Source organism: Janthinobacterium sp. 64 (genome assembly GCF_002813325.1).
In the GTDB taxonomy this organism is placed as follows: Bacteria; Pseudomonadota; Gammaproteobacteria; order Burkholderiales; family Burkholderiaceae_D; genus Janthinobacterium.
The window spans coordinates 1,960,300-1,978,897 of sequence record NZ_PHUG01000001.1 but is presented as its reverse complement, the minus strand read 5'-3'; the positions used below and the strand labels follow the sequence as shown (position 1 = coordinate 1,978,897).

At 64.5% G+C, this 18,598-nt stretch carries 17 protein-coding genes and 1 tRNA gene; 12 read left to right on the top strand and 6 right to left on the bottom strand.

What is annotated here, in order from left to right; all coding sequences use genetic code 11:
* Positions 1 to 122 precede the first annotated feature (122 nt).
* Both CLU91_RS08740 and CLU91_RS08735 read left to right on the top strand, forming a co-directional pair.
* Positions 123 to 524 (top strand): GtrA family protein, encoded by a 402-nt coding sequence (locus CLU91_RS08740; RefSeq protein ID WP_100873841.1) that lies wholly within the window; start codon positions 123 to 125, stop codon positions 522 to 524.
* Positions 525 to 591: 67 nt separating this feature from the next.
* Entirely contained in the window at positions 592 to 1,890 is a 1,299-nt protein-coding gene (locus tag CLU91_RS08735) for an NCS2 family permease (protein WP_035820652.1), read from the top strand.
* An 84-nt stretch (positions 1,891 to 1,974) separates the two neighbouring features.
* On the opposite strand, the gene CLU91_RS08730 is transcribed toward CLU91_RS08735, so the two are convergent.
* Positions 1,975 to 2,682, bottom strand: coding sequence for a GntR family transcriptional regulator (locus CLU91_RS08730; protein ID WP_100873840.1), 708 nt, complete (start codon positions 2,680 to 2,682; stop codon positions 1,975 to 1,977).
* 418 nt (positions 2,683 to 3,100) lie between these two features.
* On the opposite strand from CLU91_RS08730, the gene CLU91_RS08725 reads away from it, so the two are divergent.
* A tRNA-Asn gene (locus CLU91_RS08725) sits at positions 3,101 to 3,176 on the top strand.
* Between the two features lie 151 nt (positions 3,177 to 3,327).
* Here CLU91_RS08725 and CLU91_RS08720 read toward each other — a convergent pair.
* A complete protein-coding gene (locus CLU91_RS08720; protein ID WP_232730680.1) occupies positions 3,328 to 3,711 on the bottom strand; it encodes a hypothetical protein in 384 nt (127 codons plus the stop codon).
* 338 nt (positions 3,712 to 4,049) lie between these two features.
* On the opposite strand from CLU91_RS08720, the gene CLU91_RS08715 reads away from it, so the two are divergent.
* Positions 4,050 to 4,841: an alpha/beta fold hydrolase gene (locus CLU91_RS08715; RefSeq protein WP_100873838.1), complete on the top strand. Its 792-nt coding sequence runs from the start codon at positions 4,050 to 4,052 to the stop codon at positions 4,839 to 4,841.
* Between the two features lie 5 nt (positions 4,842 to 4,846).
* On the opposite strand, the gene CLU91_RS08710 is transcribed toward CLU91_RS08715, so the two are convergent.
* Positions 4,847 to 5,530, bottom strand: coding sequence for a hypothetical protein (locus CLU91_RS08710; protein WP_232730679.1), 684 nt, complete (start codon positions 5,528 to 5,530; stop codon positions 4,847 to 4,849).
* 138 nt (positions 5,531 to 5,668) lie between these two features.
* On the opposite strand from CLU91_RS08710, the gene CLU91_RS08705 reads away from it, so the two are divergent.
* The 4 genes from CLU91_RS08705 (at position 5,669) to CLU91_RS08690 (ending at position 12,303) form a co-directional block, all read left to right on the top strand.
* Positions 5,669 to 6,508, top strand: coding sequence for a M15 family metallopeptidase (locus tag CLU91_RS08705; RefSeq protein ID WP_100873837.1), 840 nt, complete (start codon positions 5,669 to 5,671; stop codon positions 6,506 to 6,508).
* Positions 6,509 to 6,703: 195 nt separating this feature from the next.
* Positions 6,704 to 10,522, top strand: a complete 3,819-nt coding sequence (gene tssM, locus CLU91_RS08700; RefSeq protein ID WP_100873836.1) for a type VI secretion system membrane subunit TssM — start codon at positions 6,704 to 6,706, stop codon at positions 10,520 to 10,522.
* The gene (tagF, locus tag CLU91_RS08695) at positions 10,519 to 11,499 is read left to right on the top strand and encodes a type VI secretion system-associated protein TagF (protein WP_100873835.1); all 981 of its coding nucleotides are present in this window, start codon (positions 10,519 to 10,521) and stop codon (positions 11,497 to 11,499) included. The genes tssM and tagF overlap by 4 nt, the downstream gene beginning before the upstream one ends.
* Before the next feature lie 9 nt (positions 11,500 to 11,508).
* Positions 11,509 to 12,303 (top strand): OmpA family protein, encoded by a 795-nt coding sequence (locus CLU91_RS08690; protein ID WP_100873834.1) that lies wholly within the window; start codon positions 11,509 to 11,511, stop codon positions 12,301 to 12,303.
* Positions 12,304 to 12,331: 28 nt separating this feature from the next.
* Here CLU91_RS08690 and icmH read toward each other — a convergent pair whose 3' ends face one another.
* The 3 genes from icmH to tssJ are packed head-to-tail and all read right to left on the bottom strand — an operon-like array spanning position 12,332 to position 15,118.
* Positions 12,332 to 13,117 carry a type IVB secretion system protein IcmH/DotU gene (gene icmH, locus CLU91_RS08685; protein ID WP_100873833.1) on the bottom strand — a complete coding sequence of 262 codons (786 nt, stop codon included), beginning with the start codon at positions 13,115 to 13,117 and terminating at the stop codon, positions 12,332 to 12,334.
* Positions 13,114 to 14,484 (bottom strand): type VI secretion system baseplate subunit TssK, encoded by a 1,371-nt coding sequence (gene tssK / locus CLU91_RS08680; RefSeq protein WP_100873832.1) that lies wholly within the window; start codon positions 14,482 to 14,484, stop codon positions 13,114 to 13,116. The genes icmH and tssK overlap by 4 nt, the downstream gene beginning before the upstream one ends.
* Before the next feature lie 37 nt (positions 14,485 to 14,521).
* Positions 14,522 to 15,118: a type VI secretion system lipoprotein TssJ gene (tssJ, locus tag CLU91_RS08675; protein WP_100873831.1), complete on the bottom strand. Its 597-nt coding sequence runs from the start codon at positions 15,116 to 15,118 to the stop codon at positions 14,522 to 14,524.
* Between the two features lie 278 nt (positions 15,119 to 15,396).
* Between tssJ and CLU91_RS08670 the strand changes: the two genes are divergently transcribed.
* From CLU91_RS08670 to CLU91_RS08655, 4 genes are read left to right on the top strand one after another with little or no spacing between them, the layout of a single operon-like run.
* Positions 15,397 to 15,999 carry a hypothetical protein gene (locus CLU91_RS08670; RefSeq protein WP_232730678.1) on the top strand — a complete coding sequence of 201 codons (603 nt, stop codon included), beginning with the start codon at positions 15,397 to 15,399 and terminating at the stop codon, positions 15,997 to 15,999.
* 37 nt (positions 16,000 to 16,036) lie between these two features.
* The gene (gene tssB / locus CLU91_RS08665) at positions 16,037 to 16,546 is read left to right on the top strand and encodes a type VI secretion system contractile sheath small subunit (protein WP_100873829.1); all 510 of its coding nucleotides are present in this window, start codon (positions 16,037 to 16,039) and stop codon (positions 16,544 to 16,546) included.
* A gap of 1 nt (position 16,547) precedes the next feature.
* The gene (gene tssC / locus CLU91_RS08660) at positions 16,548 to 18,047 is read left to right on the top strand and encodes a type VI secretion system contractile sheath large subunit (protein WP_100873828.1); all 1,500 of its coding nucleotides are present in this window, start codon (positions 16,548 to 16,550) and stop codon (positions 18,045 to 18,047) included.
* A 31-nt stretch (positions 18,048 to 18,078) separates the two neighbouring features.
* Positions 18,079 to 18,570 carry an Hcp family type VI secretion system effector gene (locus CLU91_RS08655; protein WP_034750126.1) on the top strand — a complete coding sequence of 164 codons (492 nt, stop codon included), beginning with the start codon at positions 18,079 to 18,081 and terminating at the stop codon, positions 18,568 to 18,570.
* The last annotated feature ends 28 nt before the right edge of the window (positions 18,571 to 18,598 follow it).

Genomic DNA, 18,598 nt, shown 5'->3' with positions numbered 1-18,598 from the left:
GGCGGCGAATATGAACGTTGGGCGCAACTTGCAGTAAAATGCAGGCTGAAAAATGGTTACGAGCAATCGTAGCCATTTTTTATTCTGGTCCGATCCTGCTTTCGCTCATTTGAAAATTGACAATGTCCCATTCCCTGCATCAGCAATTTTTGCGTTTCGCCGCCGTCGGCGCTTCCGGCACGGCCGTGCAATACAGCGTGCTGTGGGGCGGCGTGGAATGGGCCGGCATCAGCGCCGCCGCCGCGTCCGGCATCGGCTACATCCTCGGTTCCGTCGTCAACTACATTCTTAATTACTTTTTCACGTTCAAGAGTGACAAGGGCCACGGCGAGGCGGCGTCCAAGTATTTCACCTTGCTGGGCATCGGCTGGTGCATCAATACGGGCCTGATGTGGCTGCTGGTACACCAGCTGGGCTGGTATTACTGGCTGGCGCAGGTGCTGGCGACCGGTATCGGGCTGGTCTGGAATTTTGCGGGCAGCCGCTGGTGGGCCTTCAAGCCGGCCGACGCAGCGACCAAGTAAATAGTTGCAAGAAAAATGCGCTAGGCCAAGACCTGGCGTGCGGTTTTACAAAAACAAGGGGTTAATCATGCAGTTCCTGGAACGCTATTTCAAACTGAAGGACAACGGAACCAATGTGCGCACGGAGCTGCTGGCCGGCCTGACCACATTCCTGACGATGGCCTACATCATCTTCGTCAACCCGTCCATCCTGGGCGACGCCGGCATGCCGAAGGATTCCGTCTTTGTCGCCACCTGCCTGGCGGCCGCCATCGGCACCCTGATCATGGGCTTGTACGCGAACTATCCGATCGCGCTGGCGCCGGGCATGGGCTTGAATGCGTATTTCTCGTACACGGTGGTCAAGGGCATGGGCATGAGCTGGGAAGTGGCGCTGGGCGCCGTTTTCATTTCCGGCTGCCTGTTCATCCTGGTCAGCCTGTTCAAGGTGCGCGAGATGATCATCAACAGCATCCCGCCGGCGCTGCGCACGGCCATCACGGTGGGTATCGGCTTGTTCCTGGCCATCATTTCGCTGAAAAGCGCCGGTATCGTGGTATCGAACCCCGCCACCATCATCGCGCTGGGCGACTTGCACCAGGCGGCGCCCATCCTGGCCATCCTCGGTTTCTTCATCATCGTCGCGCTGGACCGCCTGAAAGTGCCGGGCGCCATCCTGATCGGCATCCTCACCATCACGATTGCCAGCTTCTTCTTTGGCGGCAACCAGTTCAACGGCATCGTTTCGGCGCCGCCCGCCATCGAGCCGACCCTGTTCAAGCTCGACATCATGGGCGCGCTGTCGATCGGCATCGTCAACGTGGTGCTGGTGTTTTTCCTGGTGGAATTGTTCGATGCGACGGGCACCCTGATGGGCGTGGCCAACCGCGCCGGCCTGCTGAAAGACGGCAAGATGGAACGCATGAACAAGGCCTTGCTGGCCGACAGCACGGCGATCGCCGCCGGCGCCTGCCTGGGCACGTCCAGCACCACGGCTTTCGTGGAAAGCGCGGCCGGCGTGCAAGCGGGTGGCCGCACGGGCTTGACGGCCGTGGCCGTCGCGCTGCTGTTCCTGGGTAGCCTGTTCTTCGCCCCTCTGGCGCACACGGTGCCGCCGTACGCGACGGCGCCCGCGCTGCTGTACGTGGCGTGCCTGATGCTGCGCGAACTGACCTTCATCGACTGGGATGACAGCACGGAAAGCATTCCTGCCGCCATCACGGCCTTGATGATGCCATTCACGTATTCCGTGGCCAGCGGCGTCGCGTTCGGCTTCATCACCTATGCCGTATTGAAGCTGTTGACGGGCAAGGGCAAGCAGGTATCCGTGGTGGCTTACATCATCGCCGCCATCTTCCTGTTCAAGTTTATCTACCTGGGTGAGTAGCGTGGGCGAATAGCGCGTTTGCCGCCGCAATGACAAGGCCGCCCGTGCATCCGCAGGGGCGGCCTTTTTTGATGATGGCGCCGCTTACATCAGCAGTGCCGCCACCAGATCTTTTTTGGCGTCGCCGGCGCTGCCATCGAAGCGCAAGGCCGCTTCCACATGCGCCAGGTGCTCGACCATCAGGCGCGCCGCCAGGTCCGCGTCACCGCTGCGCGCTGCCTCAAGAAAACGGCCGTGTTCGTCGTACGAGCAGGCGGCAGCGTGGCCGGACTGGTACAGCATGGTGATCAGCGAGCTGCGCCCCACCAGTTCGCGCACGATATCGCGCAGCACGGCGTTGCCGGCGATGTCGGCCAGCAAGACGTGGAAGTCGCCCAGCAGTTGCGAGCGCAGCGGCGTCGCCTGTGCCAGCGCCAGGCGCTCCGCTTTCAGGTGCCGCTCCAGCATGCGGTAGTCGGCAGGCTTGGCCCGCGCGACGAATTCGCGCGCCAGGGCCGCCTCGATGACGCGCCGCGCGGCAAAGATGTCGCGCGCTTCCGCTTCCGTGGGCTGGCTGACGAAGGCGCCCTTGTCGGGCACCATGCGTATGAGTTTGTCTTTGGACAGGATCAGCAGGGCGGCGCGGATCTTGGTGCGGCTGACGCCATACAGCCGGCACAGCGCCTCTTCGCGCAGCCGCGTACCGGGCGGCAATTGGCGCGCCACGATGGCCGCCGCCATATGCTCGGCAATTTCCGCCGAGCTGTCGCCGCTGCCGGGCTTGTCCACCAGGGATGCGCTTGATTCTGTCATGTCGGGTGAGAGCAGTCAGCCAGGGGCAAGGATGAGCCTTGCAAGCGCATGCCGGCAGCGTGGTGGTCGACGCCCCGCTGCCGTCATGCCGTTAGTGCCTTGCGTGTCGGCAAGGCCTGGCTATTCTACTATCTTGCGTGGCGCCGCGCAGACGGACGCAGCCACTTGGCAAGGCTAAGTAATCCTCAGGAAATTATTGTGAATTTATGACGAACAGAACCGGATGCTATGCAAGGCGCCCGCTGCGACGCAGTGCGAGCACTGCTAGCAGCGGGCAACGCCGCAGAGCGCCGGTTATGGAAGTCAGAAATCACAATAATTTATTGGGGGTTACTTAGTTCCCTGGCGGCGCATTTTGCTGGCCATGCAGATTGAAACTGGACATGAGAAATTTTGACGTATATAATTCGGCCTCCTTTCCCTGATAGCTCAGTTGGTAGAGCGACGGACTGTTAATCCGCAGGTCCCTGGTTCGAGTCCAGGTCGGGGAGCCAGAACAAGCAGTAGCAAAGGGCCACGTGGCAACACGTGGCCCTTTTGTTTTGCGCGCACGGTTTCCCGTTCACGCTTGCCCTTCCATCAGTGTCTTAGCGACATGCGCGGTGCCGGTCTGCCGGTAGCAGGGGCATGCTTAGTGTTCCCGGATCAGGGATCGACAAACACGTCGAAACGCACCTTGAGCGGGCTGCCCCATGAGATATCCACCCAGGCACGGAAGCCACCGTTGTATGGCGCGATGTTGTACACGGCCATGCGGGCGGCGCCGATGAAACGGTCCTGGGGCGTCGCGCCGTACTCGCTGATGTTGAGCAATACGCGCGAATTGGCCTTCACGTTGGCATTGGCGAAGTTGACCGAAGGATGCACGCCATTGGCCGTCCACGTGTAATAGGTGGTGAAGGCGGCGGCGCTCAAATTCAGATCCTGTGCTGCCGCGCCTTTTGCACTCTTGCCTTCCTGCTCCATCGGCGCATCGGTTTCTTCCAGTGCCAGGTTGCTGCCGGTGCGATGTTCTACTTTCATTTCCATGATGTACTCCTGATCGATAGTTTGGACGCCGCGCCTGACGTCGCGTGGCAAGACGCCCTATCTGTTGCCGTGACGGCCAGTGTCACGTCCTGGCTGATAAGGTAGCCGCCTGCTCCATGCTGTTGGAGTAAGCCATTCTAGGCAAACGCGCGGGCAAAAAGCGCGCAAGACCACGGGAAAAACGGCGCTAACTTGTGCTGGCGCAAACACCTTGCAGGCAAGGGGCAAGATCTTTTCCCGCAGGCTATTTTTATGGGGCCGCCACGCATGCCGCGCAGGACAATGGCACAATAGGCGCAGCCGACCTGTCGATACGCAACCCGTTGCGAGCCTAGCCCATGCCGATACTGAACCTGAGTGCCGAAACCGATATCTATTACGAATTGATCGAAGGCGACCCCGCCAAGCCTTGCCTGGTATTCCTGCACGAGGGGCTCGGCTGCTGTGCGATGTGGAAAGATTTTCCCGCGCAGCTATGCCAGGCGACGGGCTGCCGCGGCTTGCTGTATGACCGCCACGGCTATGGGCAATCGTCGCCGCTGGCGGCGCGCCGCCAGCTCCATTATTTGCACGATTACGCGCTGTGCGAGTTGCCGCAAGTGCTGGCCGCACTGCTGCCGGGGCAGGACCATTTTCTCATCGGCCACTCCGATGGCGGCAGCATCGCCCTCATTTATGCGGCGCAGCAGCCACCGCGCTTGCGCGGCATCATCACCGAAGCGGCGCACGTGTTTGTCGAGGGTGTCACGCTCGATGGCATCCGCGTGGCGGACGCGGCGTTTAGCGCGGGCAAGCTGCGCGCGCTGGCGAAATACCATGGCGACAAGACGGAATCCATCTTCAAGGCCTGGTCGGATACCTGGCTCAGCTACGGTTTCCAGTTCTGGAACATCGAATACCTGCTGCCTTCCGTCGAATGTCCGGCGCTGGTGCTGCAGGGCAGCGAGGACCAGTACGGCAGCGCGGCCCAGGTCGACACGATCGTGGCGCAGGCCCTCAACGCCGTGCCCGCCATGGTGGAACAATGCGGGCATGCACCGCACCAGGAGCAGCCGCAGGCATTGCTGGCGCTGATGGAAGGCTTTTTGCAAGGTCGCATGGACGCGGCCACTCAGCCGCGAAACACCTGAGTTTCTCAATGACAGGCAGGATCGCTGTCCCAGCGGCCCGAGCAGATGCGCGAGCGGCACAGCATGCCTTCGATCAGGCCCAGCTGCTTGCAGCGCTGCAACAGTTCCGCCGTTTCCTGTTCTTGCTCCTGCCTGCGCAGCACCACGTCGCGCACGGGCTTTGCCGTGCTTTCCTGCCGGTGCGCATGGGCCACCATTGCCGTCAGCAAGGCGACGTCGCTGTCGCCGGGCGCTGTAGCCGGCCTCGGCCCCTGCGGGCGCGCGGGCGGTGCTGCCTTGCGTGGCGCACTGGCGCGCGCGCTTGCCGTTGTGGCAGCGACCGCAGGCAAGGGCGGGGCCGCCGTATTGACGATGGTGGCCGCTTGCGCCGCGTGCGCGGGCACAACTGGTGCGGCTGGCGCCGGCAGTGCGGGCGGCGCCACAGTCACGGCCGTGGCGGGCGCCGGCGGCATGCTGCTCGTGTCATAGGCGAGCATGGCCGTGACCAGCACCGCCAGGCACAGCGCGCCAGCGGCCCAGTGCCGCCAGCCGGGGCGCCAGCCCAGGGCGGGCCTGGCCGCAGGCGCGGCGACGCCGTGTTCGAGCTGCGACAGGATGCCCTTGCCGTCGCTGTGCGCGCCAGCCGCGCCGGCCTTGCTCAGCAGGTCAGGACCGTGCGCCTGGCCATCCCCAGTTTTCAATAGAGACAAAATATCACCTCCGCAATGGATCAAACTCGACTGACCTTGATGTAAACCGCGCTCATGCGGGCCGCGGACGCCTACGATCTAGCGATACCGCCGGGAAATTGCTGTCCGGCCCAGACTACCCCTGTCACGGAGCGCCCCATGTTCGTCGCCCTGGTCCTGATGTATTTCCTGCTTGGCTGTTTTGCCTGCTGGCTGCTGCTGTTTCCCGGCGGCCGCGCCATCGTGCTGCACACGCTCGTCAACCTGGGCTGGCGCGTGCAGCGGCGCGCGCAGCACCTGAAGGGCGGCAGCGGCGCGCAGTGGCAGCGCATGCGGCAGCACTCGGGCTCGGGCATGGCGCGCGCCTGGCAGCTGCTGTTGCGGCATCGTTGGCTGAGCCTGGCAGGCAGCGTGCTGGTCATCGTGCCGCCCTTGCTGGCGTGGTTGTCCAGCGACCGCATCGCCCTGCGTGGCTATGCCGACCGGCAACACGTCATCAACGACCAGGTCAGCGACTTGCTGAAAGGCGAGCAGCTGGTGCCGCCGCCAACCTTGCCGCCGCTGCTGTTTTCCACGGCGGAAGTGACGCAGCTGCGCCCGCTGCTGGGCGGCGCCAGCCGCAACTGGCAATTGCTCGACCACGACTACGCGCAGCGCCTGCTGCTGGTCTTCAAGATCATGAAGGACGTGCATGGCTACGACATGGTCTTGCTGGAAGGCTACCGCAGCCCCGCGCGCCAGGACCAGCTGGCGGCGGCCGGCCCGAACGTGACCAACGCCAGGGCGTTTCAAAGCTATCACCAGTATGGCCTGGCGGCCGATTGCGCATTCATGCATGAAGGAAAGCTCATCATTTCTGAAAAAAATGCCTGGGCCATGCGCGGCTACCGTTTATATGGCGTGACGGCCGAATCGGTGGGCCTGCGCTGGGGCGGACGCTGGACCATGATGGATTTTGGCCACACGGAATTGCCGCAACCGCGAGTGCTGGGCAAGTAAGCCGCGCCAGCTATTCTAGCGCCGCATGCGGCCTCGAATTTCACAGCTGCAAGCTTGCTTGCGCAGCGTCAATGGCCTGCCGGTGCCTGCCGCGCGCTGGCGCCCGGTACTTGTCGTATGTCAACAAAGGCTCGCCCCATTGCTGTCAGCATGGGCCGAATCCGCCTTGCTTTGCGACCTCACCTTGGGCTCATCATGCTGCGACGAATCTGGCATTTCCTCACCGACAGCCGCCAACTGACCATCCTCGGCTTCGTGGCGCTGGCCGTGTTCCTGTATCTGGGCGCCGAGGTGCTGGAAGTGGCGCTGATCTGGGCCCTGGCCTTGCTGTTGCTGGCCTTTGTCACCTGGCTGGGCCTGTGGCTGTGGCGCCGGCGCCGCGCGCGGCGCAATGCCCAGGCGCTGGGGCAAGCCATCCTCAACGAAGCCGAGATCGCCGCCGCGCAAGCGGCCTCGGCCTCGACGGCCAACAACGCCCAGCAGGGTGAGCTCGACGCAGTGCGCACGGGCATGCTGGCCGCCATCGAGACCATCAAGACGTCCAAGCTGGGCCTCAAATCGGGCGCCGCCGCCCTGTACGAATTGCCGTGGTACATGATCATCGGCAATCCGGCCGCCGGCAAGAGCAGCGCCATCCTGCATTCTGGCTTGCAATTCCCTTTCGCCGACGGCAAGGTCGTGCAAGGCGTGGGCGGCACGCGCAACTGCGACTGGTTTTTCACCACGGATGGCATCGTGCTCGACACGGCGGGGCGTTATTCTGTCGTCGACGAGCATCGCGGCGAGTGGTTCGGCTTTCTCGACCTGCTGAAAAAATACCGGCGCAAGGCACCCGTCAACGGCATCCTCATCGCCGTCAGCATTGCCGAACTGGGAGGCAACCCCGACGTGGGCATGCAACTGGCGCGCAGCCTGCGCAAGCGCGTGCAGGACGTCATCGAACGCCTGGAAGTGTTTGCACCGCTGTACATCGTGTTTACCAAGGCGGACCTGATCGCCGGTTTCACGGAGTTTTTTGCCGACGCCGAACGCAGCGAACGCGAGCGCGTCTGGGGCGCCACCATGCCCTACCAGCGCAAGCTGCCGACGGCGGACCTGCTGGCGTTTTTCGACCAGAGTTTCGATGAATTGCACGATGGCTTGACGGAGCTGAGCCTGGCCAACATGGCGCACCGGCAACGCAAGACGATGGCGCCCGGCGTATTTACCTTTCCGCTGGAGTTTGCCGCCATCAAGCCGGCCCTGCGCGCTTTTATTGCCACCCTGTTCGAGGAAAACCCGTTCCAGTTCCAGCCCGTGTTCCGCGGCTTTTACTTTACCAGCGCGCTGCAGGAGGGCGAGCCCGTCAGCGCCTCTTCGCAGCAGGTGGCGCGCCGCTTCGACCTGGCCTTCGCGCCGGCCCCGGCGGCCGCACCTTCTGGCGGGCGCCAGCATGGCTATTTCCTGCTGGAGCTGTTCCGCAAGGTGATTTTTGCCGACAAGCACCTGGTGGCCAACTATGCCAACCGCGCCAGGCTGCGCTACAAATATGCCGTGTTCTTTGCCGCCACCGTGTCGCTGGGCGCCTGCCTGGGCGGCTGGAGCTGGTCCTACCTGGGCAACCGGCAACTGGTGGCCAATGTCGAGGCCGATTTAAACAAAGTGGTGAAGCTGCAGGAGCGGCGCCTGGACTTGCAGTCGCGTCTCGAAGCGCTTGAAATATTGCAGGACCGCATCGAGCAGCTGGAAGCGTACCGCACGCAACGTCCCTGGTCCTTGCGCCTGGGCCTGTATCAAGGTGAACTGCTTGAGCGCAAGCTGCGCGAAGAGTATTTTGCCGGCGCGCGCCAGGTCATGCTGGCCCCCGTGGCGGGTGCGCTGGAAGCCTTGCTGTTCGAAATGAACGCCAGCGCCGAGCAGTTGCAGCCCACGGCGCGCACGCCGCAGACGCCGGCCGCCGCATCCTCTGCGCCACGCAATGTCCAGTACCAGGCGGCCAGCGCGACGAATGTGGAAGACGCCTACAACGCGCTGAAAACCTATCTGATGCTGGCTGATAAATCGCATGCGGAAAGCAGCCACCTGAACGACCAGCTGACGCGTTTCTGGCGCGGCTGGCTGGAGGGCAACCGGGGCGCCATGCCGCGCGAGCAGATGATACGCAGCGCCGAACGGCTGCTGACGTTTTACCTGGCGCAGATCGGCGATCCGTCCTGGCCGCGCATCGAGCAGAAGCTGGCGCTGGTCGACCAGGCGCGCGAAAACCTGCGCCGCGTGGTGCGCGGCATGCCGGCGCGCGAGCGCGTGTATGCCGACATTCGCGCGCGCGCCTCGACGCGCTTTCCCGGCATGACGGTGGCGCGCATCGTCGGCGAACAGGATCAGGCGCTGCTGGCGGGCAGTTACGCCGTCTCCGGCGCCTTTACGCGCCAAGCGTGGGAAAAGTTCGTCGAGGGCGCCTTTCGCGACGCCGCCAACCGCGAGCTGCAAAGCGCCGACTGGGTGCTGAAAAGCGCCTCCACCGACGACCTGACGCTGGAAGGCAGTCCGGAGCAGATCGAGAAAAACCTGGTGGCCATGTACAAGGCCGACTATGCGCGCGAGTGGCAGAAATTCGTGCAGGGCGTCGCCGTCGCCGACCTGAAAGGCTTTGACGGCGCCGTGCAGGCGATGAACCGCCTGGGCGACCCGCAGTCGTCGCCGATCGCCAAACTGCTGACGACCATCTACGATGAAACCTCGTGGGACAATCCGGCGCTGCAGAATGCACAATTGCGCAAGGCCGAGCGGGGCATCATCGCCTGGTTCAAGGAAACCGTGCTGCGCCGCGCGCCGTCGCCGCTGACGGCCAATCCCGGCCTCAATGCACAGCTCGACCCGGCCCGCCTGGATAAACCCATGGGCCCCGTGGGCCGTGAATTTGCCGGCGTGGGCAAGCTGGTGGCGGCCAGGGACAACAATGCCACGTTGATGCGCGCCTACCTGGAAGCGCTGTCGAAACTGCGCAGCCGTTTGAACTTGCTGAAGAACCAGGGCGACGCGGGGCCGGGTGCGCGCCAGTTCATGCAGCAGACGCTGGAGGGCAGCGGTTCCGAGCTGGCCGACGCCCTGAAGCTGGTCGACGAGCAGATGCTCACGGGGATGAGCGACGCGCAAAAGCAGGCGATACGCCCCATCCTCGTGCGCCCGCTGATACAGACCTTTGCCGTCATCGTCGCGCCGGCCGAACTCGATATCAACAAGACCTGGGCGGCGCAAGTGTACGAGCCGTTCCAGAAATCGCTGGCCAACAAATATCCGTTCGCACCCACGGCGCGCATCGAGGCGAGCAATCTGGAAATCGGCCAGTTCTTCGGCCCGGAAGGCCTGGTGGCGAAATTCGTCACCACATCGATGGGCCCCTTGGTGGTGCGGCGCGGCGACGTGCTGGCGCCGCGCACCTGGGCCGACATGGGCATCAGCCTGTCGCCGCAGGTGGTGGCGCGCTTTCCAGGCTGGATCGCGCCGCTGGGCGCGGGCGGCGTGGCGGCCACCTCGACGGCGGCGCAAACCGTCTTCCAGATCCAGCCGTCGCCCGCGCCGGGCACCCTGGAATACACGGTGGAAATCGACGGCCAGCAGCTGCGCTACCGCAACACGCCGGCGCAGTGGACGAACATGGTGCATCCCGGCCCGCAAGGCGCATCGGGCATGCAAGGGGCGCGCATCACGGCCGTCACCTTCGACGGGCGCACGGTGGAGTTGTTCAACGAGCCGGGGCAATTCGGCCTGAAGCGCATGATCGATGCGGCGAGCAAAAAACGCAAGGAGGGCGGCGTGTTCGAACTGCGCTGGGCGCGCGGCGAGGTGGCCGTGGCGGTCGACCTGAAAATCACCAGCAGCGCAGAAACGACGGCGACGGGTGCGGGCGGAACTGCGGCGCTGCAGGAGCAGGGCTTTCGCGGCATGCAGCTGCCCGAGACCATCGTCGGCGCTCCAGCAGCCGTGCCGGCCATTGCCACCGTTGCTGTCGCTGCAGCGGGAGTGTCGCCATGATGCGCGCGCCGCAGCAGGTGCGCCTCGGCTACTTCGGCAAGATCCCCGCGCGCGGCGATTTCATCAAGGCTTGCGACAATCACGCGCTGGTGCAGCTGCTCGACGACTGGCTGGCGCAGGTCATGAACGCCCTGACGGTGGAACCGCGCTGGAAGCTCAATTACGACGCCTTGCCGCCGCTGCGCTTCGCCTTTGTCGGCACGCGCAGCCGGCGCGCCATCGCCGGACGCCTGGAAGCGAGCAACGACCAGTCGCTGCGGCGCTTTCCCTTCATGGCCATGGGCGCGCTGGAAATCGATGACGCCGAAGCCTTTGTCGCTTGCAGCCCGCTGGTGCTGGCGCCCCTGTGGCAACGCGTGGAGCAGCTCTCGCAAGGCATCTTGACCAGCGCCGAACCGGGGCCGGCGCTGCTGGCGCTGGCCGGCAACGTGGTCGAAGTCGAACCGGCCGCCCCGTGCCACGCGGCGCGGCTGGCCGCCTTTTTGCAGGCGCAGACCGTGCATGGCCTGCAAACGCTGCTCGCTTCGCCCGCGTTCCCCGTGACGGTACGTGAATTGCTGCTGGGTCTGGGCCTGCTGCTGCAGCCGGTGCGCGAGAGCGGCTTGCCGCGCCTGGAGAAAAGCCTGGTGCTGCCGCTGCCGCACGCGGCACAGCTGCGCGAGCTGGTGGCCAGCTTCTGGCTGCACCTGATCGCGCCTTTCCTGCGCCAGGCCGATTTCGAACTGGCGCTGTTTTTTTCCCACCTCGACGAGGCGCCCGTGCTGGTGATCGGTTTTTGCGGCGCCGACCCGCACGGCTTGCGCGCGCTGATCGATCCGCAGGCGGGCAGCGAACGGCTGATCGTGTTCGACCAGCTCGACTGGGTCGAGGAGCAGCTGGGAGACGCTGCGGCGCTGCGCCAGTTTTCCGCCTGCCTGCAGCAGGAGCAGCTGTCGCTGCGCTCGGCCTGCGCCATGTTTGCCGACACCTTTGCCTGAAGGATTGCGATGAAATCTCCTGCCATTTTCCTGTTGCTGCTTGCCGCTGCCGTTCCCTGCCACGTGCAAGCGCAAGTTCAGGTGCAGGCGCCCCAGACGCCGATGCCGGGACAGATCCTCGTCACGGGTACCCTGGCCGACGAGGCGGGCAAGGCGGCCGTGCTGTCCCGCCTGCGCGAACTGTATGGCGCCGAGCGCGTGGTCGACCAGATCGCCATCGGCAACGTGGCCGTGCCGGCCAACTGGAACGCCTACGTGCAAAAACTGATCGCGCCGAACCTGAAGCTCATTTCGCGGGGGCAGATCAGCATCGCCGGCAACAACGTCAGCGTGCGCGGCGAAGTGGCGAACGAGGCGCAGCGCCAGCAGATCGCCAGCGACATCGCCACCAGCCTCAATCCTACCTACACCGTCAACAACGGCTTGCGCGTCAAGGCGGCCGAGGCCGAGCAGGGCTTGCTCGATGCGGCGCTCGATAAACGCATCATCGAATTCGACAGCGGCAAGGCGTCGATCACGCCGGCCGGCCTGGCCATCCTCGACGAGATGGCGGCCGCCATGCTCAGGCTGCGGGGCCGCAAGGTGGAGGTGATCGGCCACACGGACGACACGGGCCTGCGCGCCAGCAATGTGGCCCTGAGCCAGGCGCGCGCCGAAGCCGTGCGCACCTACCTGTCCGGCAAGGGCATCGTGGCCGAGTCCGTGCTGGTGTCGGGCCAGGGTCCGGACCGCCCCGTGGCCAGCAACGCCACGGCCGATGGCCGGGCGAGAAACCGGCGCATCGAGTTCCGCATTGCTCAATGAAGCACGCGTAATGGGACAGGCGCAATGATCAGGGTAATGTGATGGTCAGGTGCGCCGGGCTTGGTGCCAGTTTTACCAAGTCCGCATACGCGGCCAGGGTCGTTTGCGTGCCGCGCGTCAGATGCGTTTTCAGGCCCAGGTAGGCGCAGATGGCCAGCAGGGCGAAAAAGCTCGACAGCGCCCACAGCGGCACGTCGCTGCCGCGTTTGTTGACCACCTGGTCGGGGCGTTCCGCGCGTGGCGCGAAGCCACGGCTCTTGCCCTTGATGTGGGCGATCTCGTCGCCCAGGCGCGCCGTCAGGTAGCTGAGTTTTTCGCCGCCGTCGATCGCATACTTGCCCTGGAATCCCAGTAATAGACACATGTGGAAAACCTGTAGCGCCTGCACGCGCATGGCACCCTTGCCTCGCAAGGCGTCGAGGCGGTCGAAAAAGTGTTCGCCGGCCAGCTGGTCGCCAAAGATCAGCAACTGCAGCGGGCGCCGCTCCCACTGCTTGCGCAGCGTGAAAGGCGAGGCCAGGATGATTTCATCGACGGCCGCGCAGAATGCATACTTGGCCGCCTCGATATCATCGCCATCGGCGCGGATCTTTTTCGCTTCGCGTTCGAAGTCGTCGAGAAAGGTTGTGATGCGCTCCATGAAGCTTTGCTCGTCGCCGGGCGCCGAACCGTGCTTCAGCATGAACAGCATGTAAAAGCCTTCGTGCATCAGGTCCAGCAGGGCGCTGCCCGCATGCCGGTTGTTGCCTGCAGGGGCGGCACCGCGTGGACCCAGCAGGGAGGGCGCCGCGCGCCGTTCGATGAGCTGGCTCATGCCGTCACCGCGATCAGTTCCAGCTGCAGGTCGCGTATGCCGGCCGGCACGTAGACGGAAATCGACTGCGCCTTGAGCATCTGCTCATACAACGCGCCGCGGTTTTCAAGCGCAAAATAATAGGTGTCGGGACGCACGGGAATGGCCGCCGGCACTTGCGGTGCATGCGACAATTTGAGGCCGGGCATGGCCGTGAGCACGCATTTTTCCACGTCGTCGGGCGCCCCCACTTTCACGCGCAGCGGCACCACGTCGACCAGCTCGATGGCGGGCATGGCGGCGCGAATGGCCAGGTACAAGGTGGTGTGCTGGTCGATCTTGCCCGAATCGAGCTTGCCCAGGTAGTACGACGGCTTGTCTTCGAGCAGGGCGATGGAAAAATACTTCGACGAGATGACGGTGTCGAGCAGTTCGCGGATGATCGCGTCGATGGCGTCGAAGCAGGCGCCCGGCTGCGCGTGGTCGTAGGCGGGCAGGCTGGCCAGGGTGTAGTGCTTGGAGTAGCTGAGCAAGCCACCCGCCAGGCCCAGCAGCGCCTCGTACAGGCGCTCCGGATGCAGGGCCGGATGGCGCACATAGTGCATCAGCGCGGCGGCTGCCGTGCTGACCGTGTGCAGCAGCCAGAACGAGGACACGTCGCCAGAGCGGAATTCGATCACGTTGCGGCTTGGCTCGCGGTGGTGGCCGTGCAGCGCGCTCACCTTCGCCTGCAGCGCGTCGAGCAGGTGTTCCAGCACGCCTTGCAGGCGCGGCGCGCCGGCGATCGCCAGGCTGGGCGCCATGAACGAGGGTACGGGCTCGAAGCCGCCCGACACCGTGCGCCGCAGGGCGATCAGCGGCAGGCAGTCGTAGGAGCCGCGCGCCTCGCTGTCGGGAATCAGGCGCACCGTCTTTTTCAGGTACGCCACGTCGGCCACGGCGGACTCCGTAAACAGGTCGGGCGTGGCGCGCATGGCATGCGCAAAGCGCGTGGCCGCCGGCGTGCCTGCCGTTGACGCCTGCGCCGTGTAATTCATGCCTTCGCGGTTGAGGATGGGCAGCGCCGCGTAGTACGTCACTTCCTGCACCGCCGGCGGCAGCGCTTCCAGATCCACCGGCGGGGGCAGGGTATCGCTGCCTGGCGCGCCGTCGCCCAGCGCCTCGAACACTTCGCCGTCGCGGAAGATCGCCGACAGGGCCTGCAGGCGCAGGGTTCCCGTCTGCAGTGCCGCCAGATCCCATTCCATGTGCGCCACGCCCCACAGGTAGGGATGCAGCGCGCTGGCCGTGTGATGCAGGCGCGCTTCGTGATATTGATCCTGGCGCTGGAAATGCTGCGGCCGCAGGAACAGGCCCTCTCCCCACAAGACTTTCGCTGCCATGCCCATCTCGCTTCTCCTTGTATGTGTGGCGTGTTTGTGTACGCTACTGGCAGCGCGGGGCCGACAGCGCGGGCATGCCGCTGACGCTCAGCGCGCAGGCGTGCAGGCCGACGGTGATGCCGCCGCGTTCCGCGTCGGCGGCGCCAAAGGTGGCGCGCCAGCGCTGCGCCGCAGGCGCGCGGAACAGGGCCACGACGCCGATGAAATACGCTTCCTTGCTGACTTTTTCCTGCACTTCGTAGCGCTGGCCCGGCACCAGCAGCACCTCCTTCACTTCCATCAGGTCGGCGCCCAGCGCGGCCTTTTCGCGCTGCGCGTCGAGGAAGCTGTCATAGGGCGCCTGCTCGAAGGCGGCGCTCTGGCGCAGTTTGTAGATGCGTGCCACCAGCGCCAGCGGCTGGCCTTCGGCATCGGTGTTGAGGCGCTGCGCCGCGTGCAGGCGGATGCTGACGTTGCGCGGCGGTTTTTGCGCGTCCGGCAGTTCGGGCGGCGGTTTGGCCACGCCGGCCATTTGCAGTGCCGCGTTGGCGAGGGTGCCGATGGCGCCGCCCGCACAGCCGGCCAGCAGCAGCGGCTGCAGCACCAGCAGCATTGGCGCGGTGGCGCGGACCAGGCGGCGGAGCGGGGCGTCAGGAGGCATGGCTGATCTTTTGCAAGGTGAAGGGTGGAAATAAAAGTGCTGCAGTCATTTAAACGCATGCAGGGGCGACCTACTTGCGTTGGCGCAAGATCCGCCCGCGATCAAGACAATTACTGCGCCAGATCAGGCTTCATGTCGCTGTACGCGGCTGTGATGTGGAACTTCTTCTTTGCTGATTAATCTCAATCTGGCAAAAAAATTGGCGATCAATAATGGCCTCCACCAAGGCGCCGCCCATCTTTCCCAGCGGTAGCGTCCTCCACGTGAAGGAATGCCCGATGAAGCCAGCCACCATGTTGCCCCGTATTGCCTGCCTCGCCAGCGCCTTGCTGCTGGCCGCCTGCGCCACGCCAGACCAGCCGGCGCCCAAAAAACCTGCCGCGCCGACCCTGGCGCAAGTGATGAGCGAGGCCGATGCGGCCGCGCGCGCCGGCCAGTACGAACGCGCCATGACCCTGCTTCAGGGCGGCGGCAGCAGCTACCCGGCCGACAAGGCGCCGTGGCTGCAAATGGCGCAGATGAAGTTCGACCGCGCCCAGTACGGCGACGCCATCGGCCATGCGCTCGAAGCGCTGGAACGCGATCCGGACGACAAGGTCGCCAACAGCATCGTCGCCGTCAGCGGTTTGCGCCTGTCCGGCAAGGCGCTGGCCGACCTGTCGCGGCAAAACAATCTGAATGGTTCGCTGCGCTCGGAAGCGCAGGAGCTGGCCAAGCTGCTGCGTGCCAGCATCGGCGAAGACGTGCTGGTGCCGCCTGCCAGGCGCCAGCCGGCGGCCGGCAAGCGCGCTGCCAGCTCCAGTTCCAGCGTCGGCGCGCCGGCGGCGAAAGGCGCGGCAGCGCCAGGCAGCGCGGCCGACCCGTTCAGCGGCCTGAAATAAGCGAGCATCCCCACCATCCCTTTGCAAAGGAAGCGACATGCCCAAGTCCGACAGCGTGCAAAAACGCCTGCAAAAGATACGCGCACCGCGCGTGCAAATGACCTATGACGTCGAGATTGGCGACGCGATTGAAAACAAGGAGCTGCCCTTCGTGGTCGGCGTGCTGGGCGACTTTGGCGGCAATCCGGACAGCGAGAAGAAACGCCTGAAGGACCGCAAGTTCGTCGCCATCGACCGCGACAACTTCGACGAAGTGCTGGCCGGCGTGGAGCCGGTGTCCCGTTTCACCGTGCCGAACCGCATCAGCGAGGCGGGCGGCACGTTCGCCGTCGACCTGCACTTCCGCTCGATGGATGACTTTCGCCCGGAATCGGTGGTGCGCCAGGTCGATCCCTTGCGCAAGCTGCTCGAGGCGCGCACCAAGCTGGCCGACCTGCGCAACAAACTGGCCGGCAACGACAAGCTGGAAGACTTGCTGACGGAAGTGCTGAACAACACGGACAGCCTGGCTACCCTGAAACCGCAGTTCCCAGCGCAGGAGGATTGAGATGAGCGCCCAGGCAGAAGTCCCAGAAGTCCTCGCGGTATCCGCATCCGATGCCCCGGCCGAGACCGATTTGCTCGATCAGATCGTCGAACAGAGCCGCGTCGCCAAGTCCGGCGCCGAGCATGCGCGCGCGCGCGACCTGATCTCGGAACTGGTGGCGCAGGTGCTTGACGGCACGGTGCTGATGTCGACCAGCCTGTCGGCGACCTTGGATGCGCGCGTGGCGGAAATCGACCGTTTGATCTCCGTCCAGCTCAGCGAAATCATGCACGCGGCGCCGTTCCAGCAGCTCGAACAAAGCTGGACGGGGCTGCGCTACCTGGTCGGCAATTCCGACACGGGCACGCGCCTGCAGATCCGCATGTTCAACGCCACCAAGCGCGAACTGGTGAAGGATTTCCAGGCCGCGCTGGAGTTCGACCAGAGCAGCATGTTCAAGAAGGTGTATGAAGAGGAATTCGGCACTTTCGGCGGCGCGCCGTTCGCCGCGCTGCTGGGCGACTTCGCCATTTCGCGCCAGCCGGAAGACATGTATTTCGTCGAGCAGATGTCGCACATCGCGGCCGCCGCGCATGCACCGTTCATCGCCTCGGCCGCGCCGGAACTGTTTGGCCTGGAAAGCTACGGCGACCTGGGCAAGCCGCGCGACCTGGCCAAGGTATTCGACACCATCGAGTACGCGAAATGGAAAGCCTTCCGCGAATCCGAGGATGCGCGCTACGTGGGCCTGACCTTGCCCCGTTTCCTGGGCCGGCTGCCCTTCAATCCCGTCGACGGCACCACGGTCGAAGGCTTCAATTTTGTCGAGGACGTCGACGGCAGCGACCATCACAAATACCTGTGGTGTAACGCCGCATATGCGTTCGGCAGCAAGCTCACGCGTGCCTTTGCCGATTACGGCTGGTGCGCCGCCATCCGTGGCGTGGAGGGCGGCGGCCTGGTGGACGACCTGCCGACCCACACCTTCAAGACGGACGAGGGCGACGTGGCCTTGAAATGCCCGGCCGAAGTGGCGATCACCGACCGCCGGGAAAAGGAATTGTCGGACCTGGGCTTCATCTCGCTGGTGCACTGCAAGAACACGGCGTATGCGGCGTTTTTCGGCGCGCAGTCGGCGCAGAAAAGCCGCAAGTACAACAGCGACGCGGCCAATGCGAATGCGGTGCTGTCGTCGCAGCTGCAGTACATCTTTGCCGTCTCGCGCATCGCCCACTACATGAAGGCCATGATGCGCGACAAGATCGGCAGCTTTGCCGCCGCCTCCAACGTGGAAGATTTTCTGAACCGCTGGCTGATGCAGTACGTGCTGCTCGACGATAACGCCAGCCAGGAGCAGAAGGCGCAGTTCCCGCTGCGCGAGGCGTCCGTGCAGGTGCATGAAGTGCCGGGCCGGCCCGGCGTGTACCGCGCCGTGTCGTTCCTGCGGCCGCACTTCCAGCTCGATGAATTATCCGTTTCGCTCCGACTGGTCGCGGAGTTGCCGAAGTCGACCAATTCATGATCCACCCATCTTTCAACCAGAGGAGCACACCATGGCAATCGATGTATATCTGCAGATAGACGGCATCAAGGGCGAGTCCACCGATGACAAGCACAAGGACTGGATCGAGTGCAAATCGGTCAGCTGGAGCGTCGAGCAGCCGAAGTCCGCCACCGCCTCGACGGGCGGCGGCCATACGGCCGAACGCTGCGAGCACAAGGACATCGTCATCTCCAAGCTGGCCGACCTGGCCTCGCCGGTGCTGCTGCAGACCTGCTCGGCCGGCAAGACCATTCCCAAGGCGCGCTTCGAATTCATGCGCGCCGACGGCCAGGGCGAGCGCGTCAAGTACTTTGAAATCGAAATCGAAAATGTCTTGATCGGCGCCGTCACGCCGAACGTGGAAGAAGGCGACATCCTCGGTGAACACGTCGGCTTCAAGTTCTCGAAAGTGAAGTGGAAATACACGCAGCAAAAAGTGACGGGCGGCGCCGGCGGCAATACCTCGGGCGGCTGGGACCTGGCCGCGAACCGCGTGGCCTGATCCATCCTTGCGCGGCGCGCGGCGGACA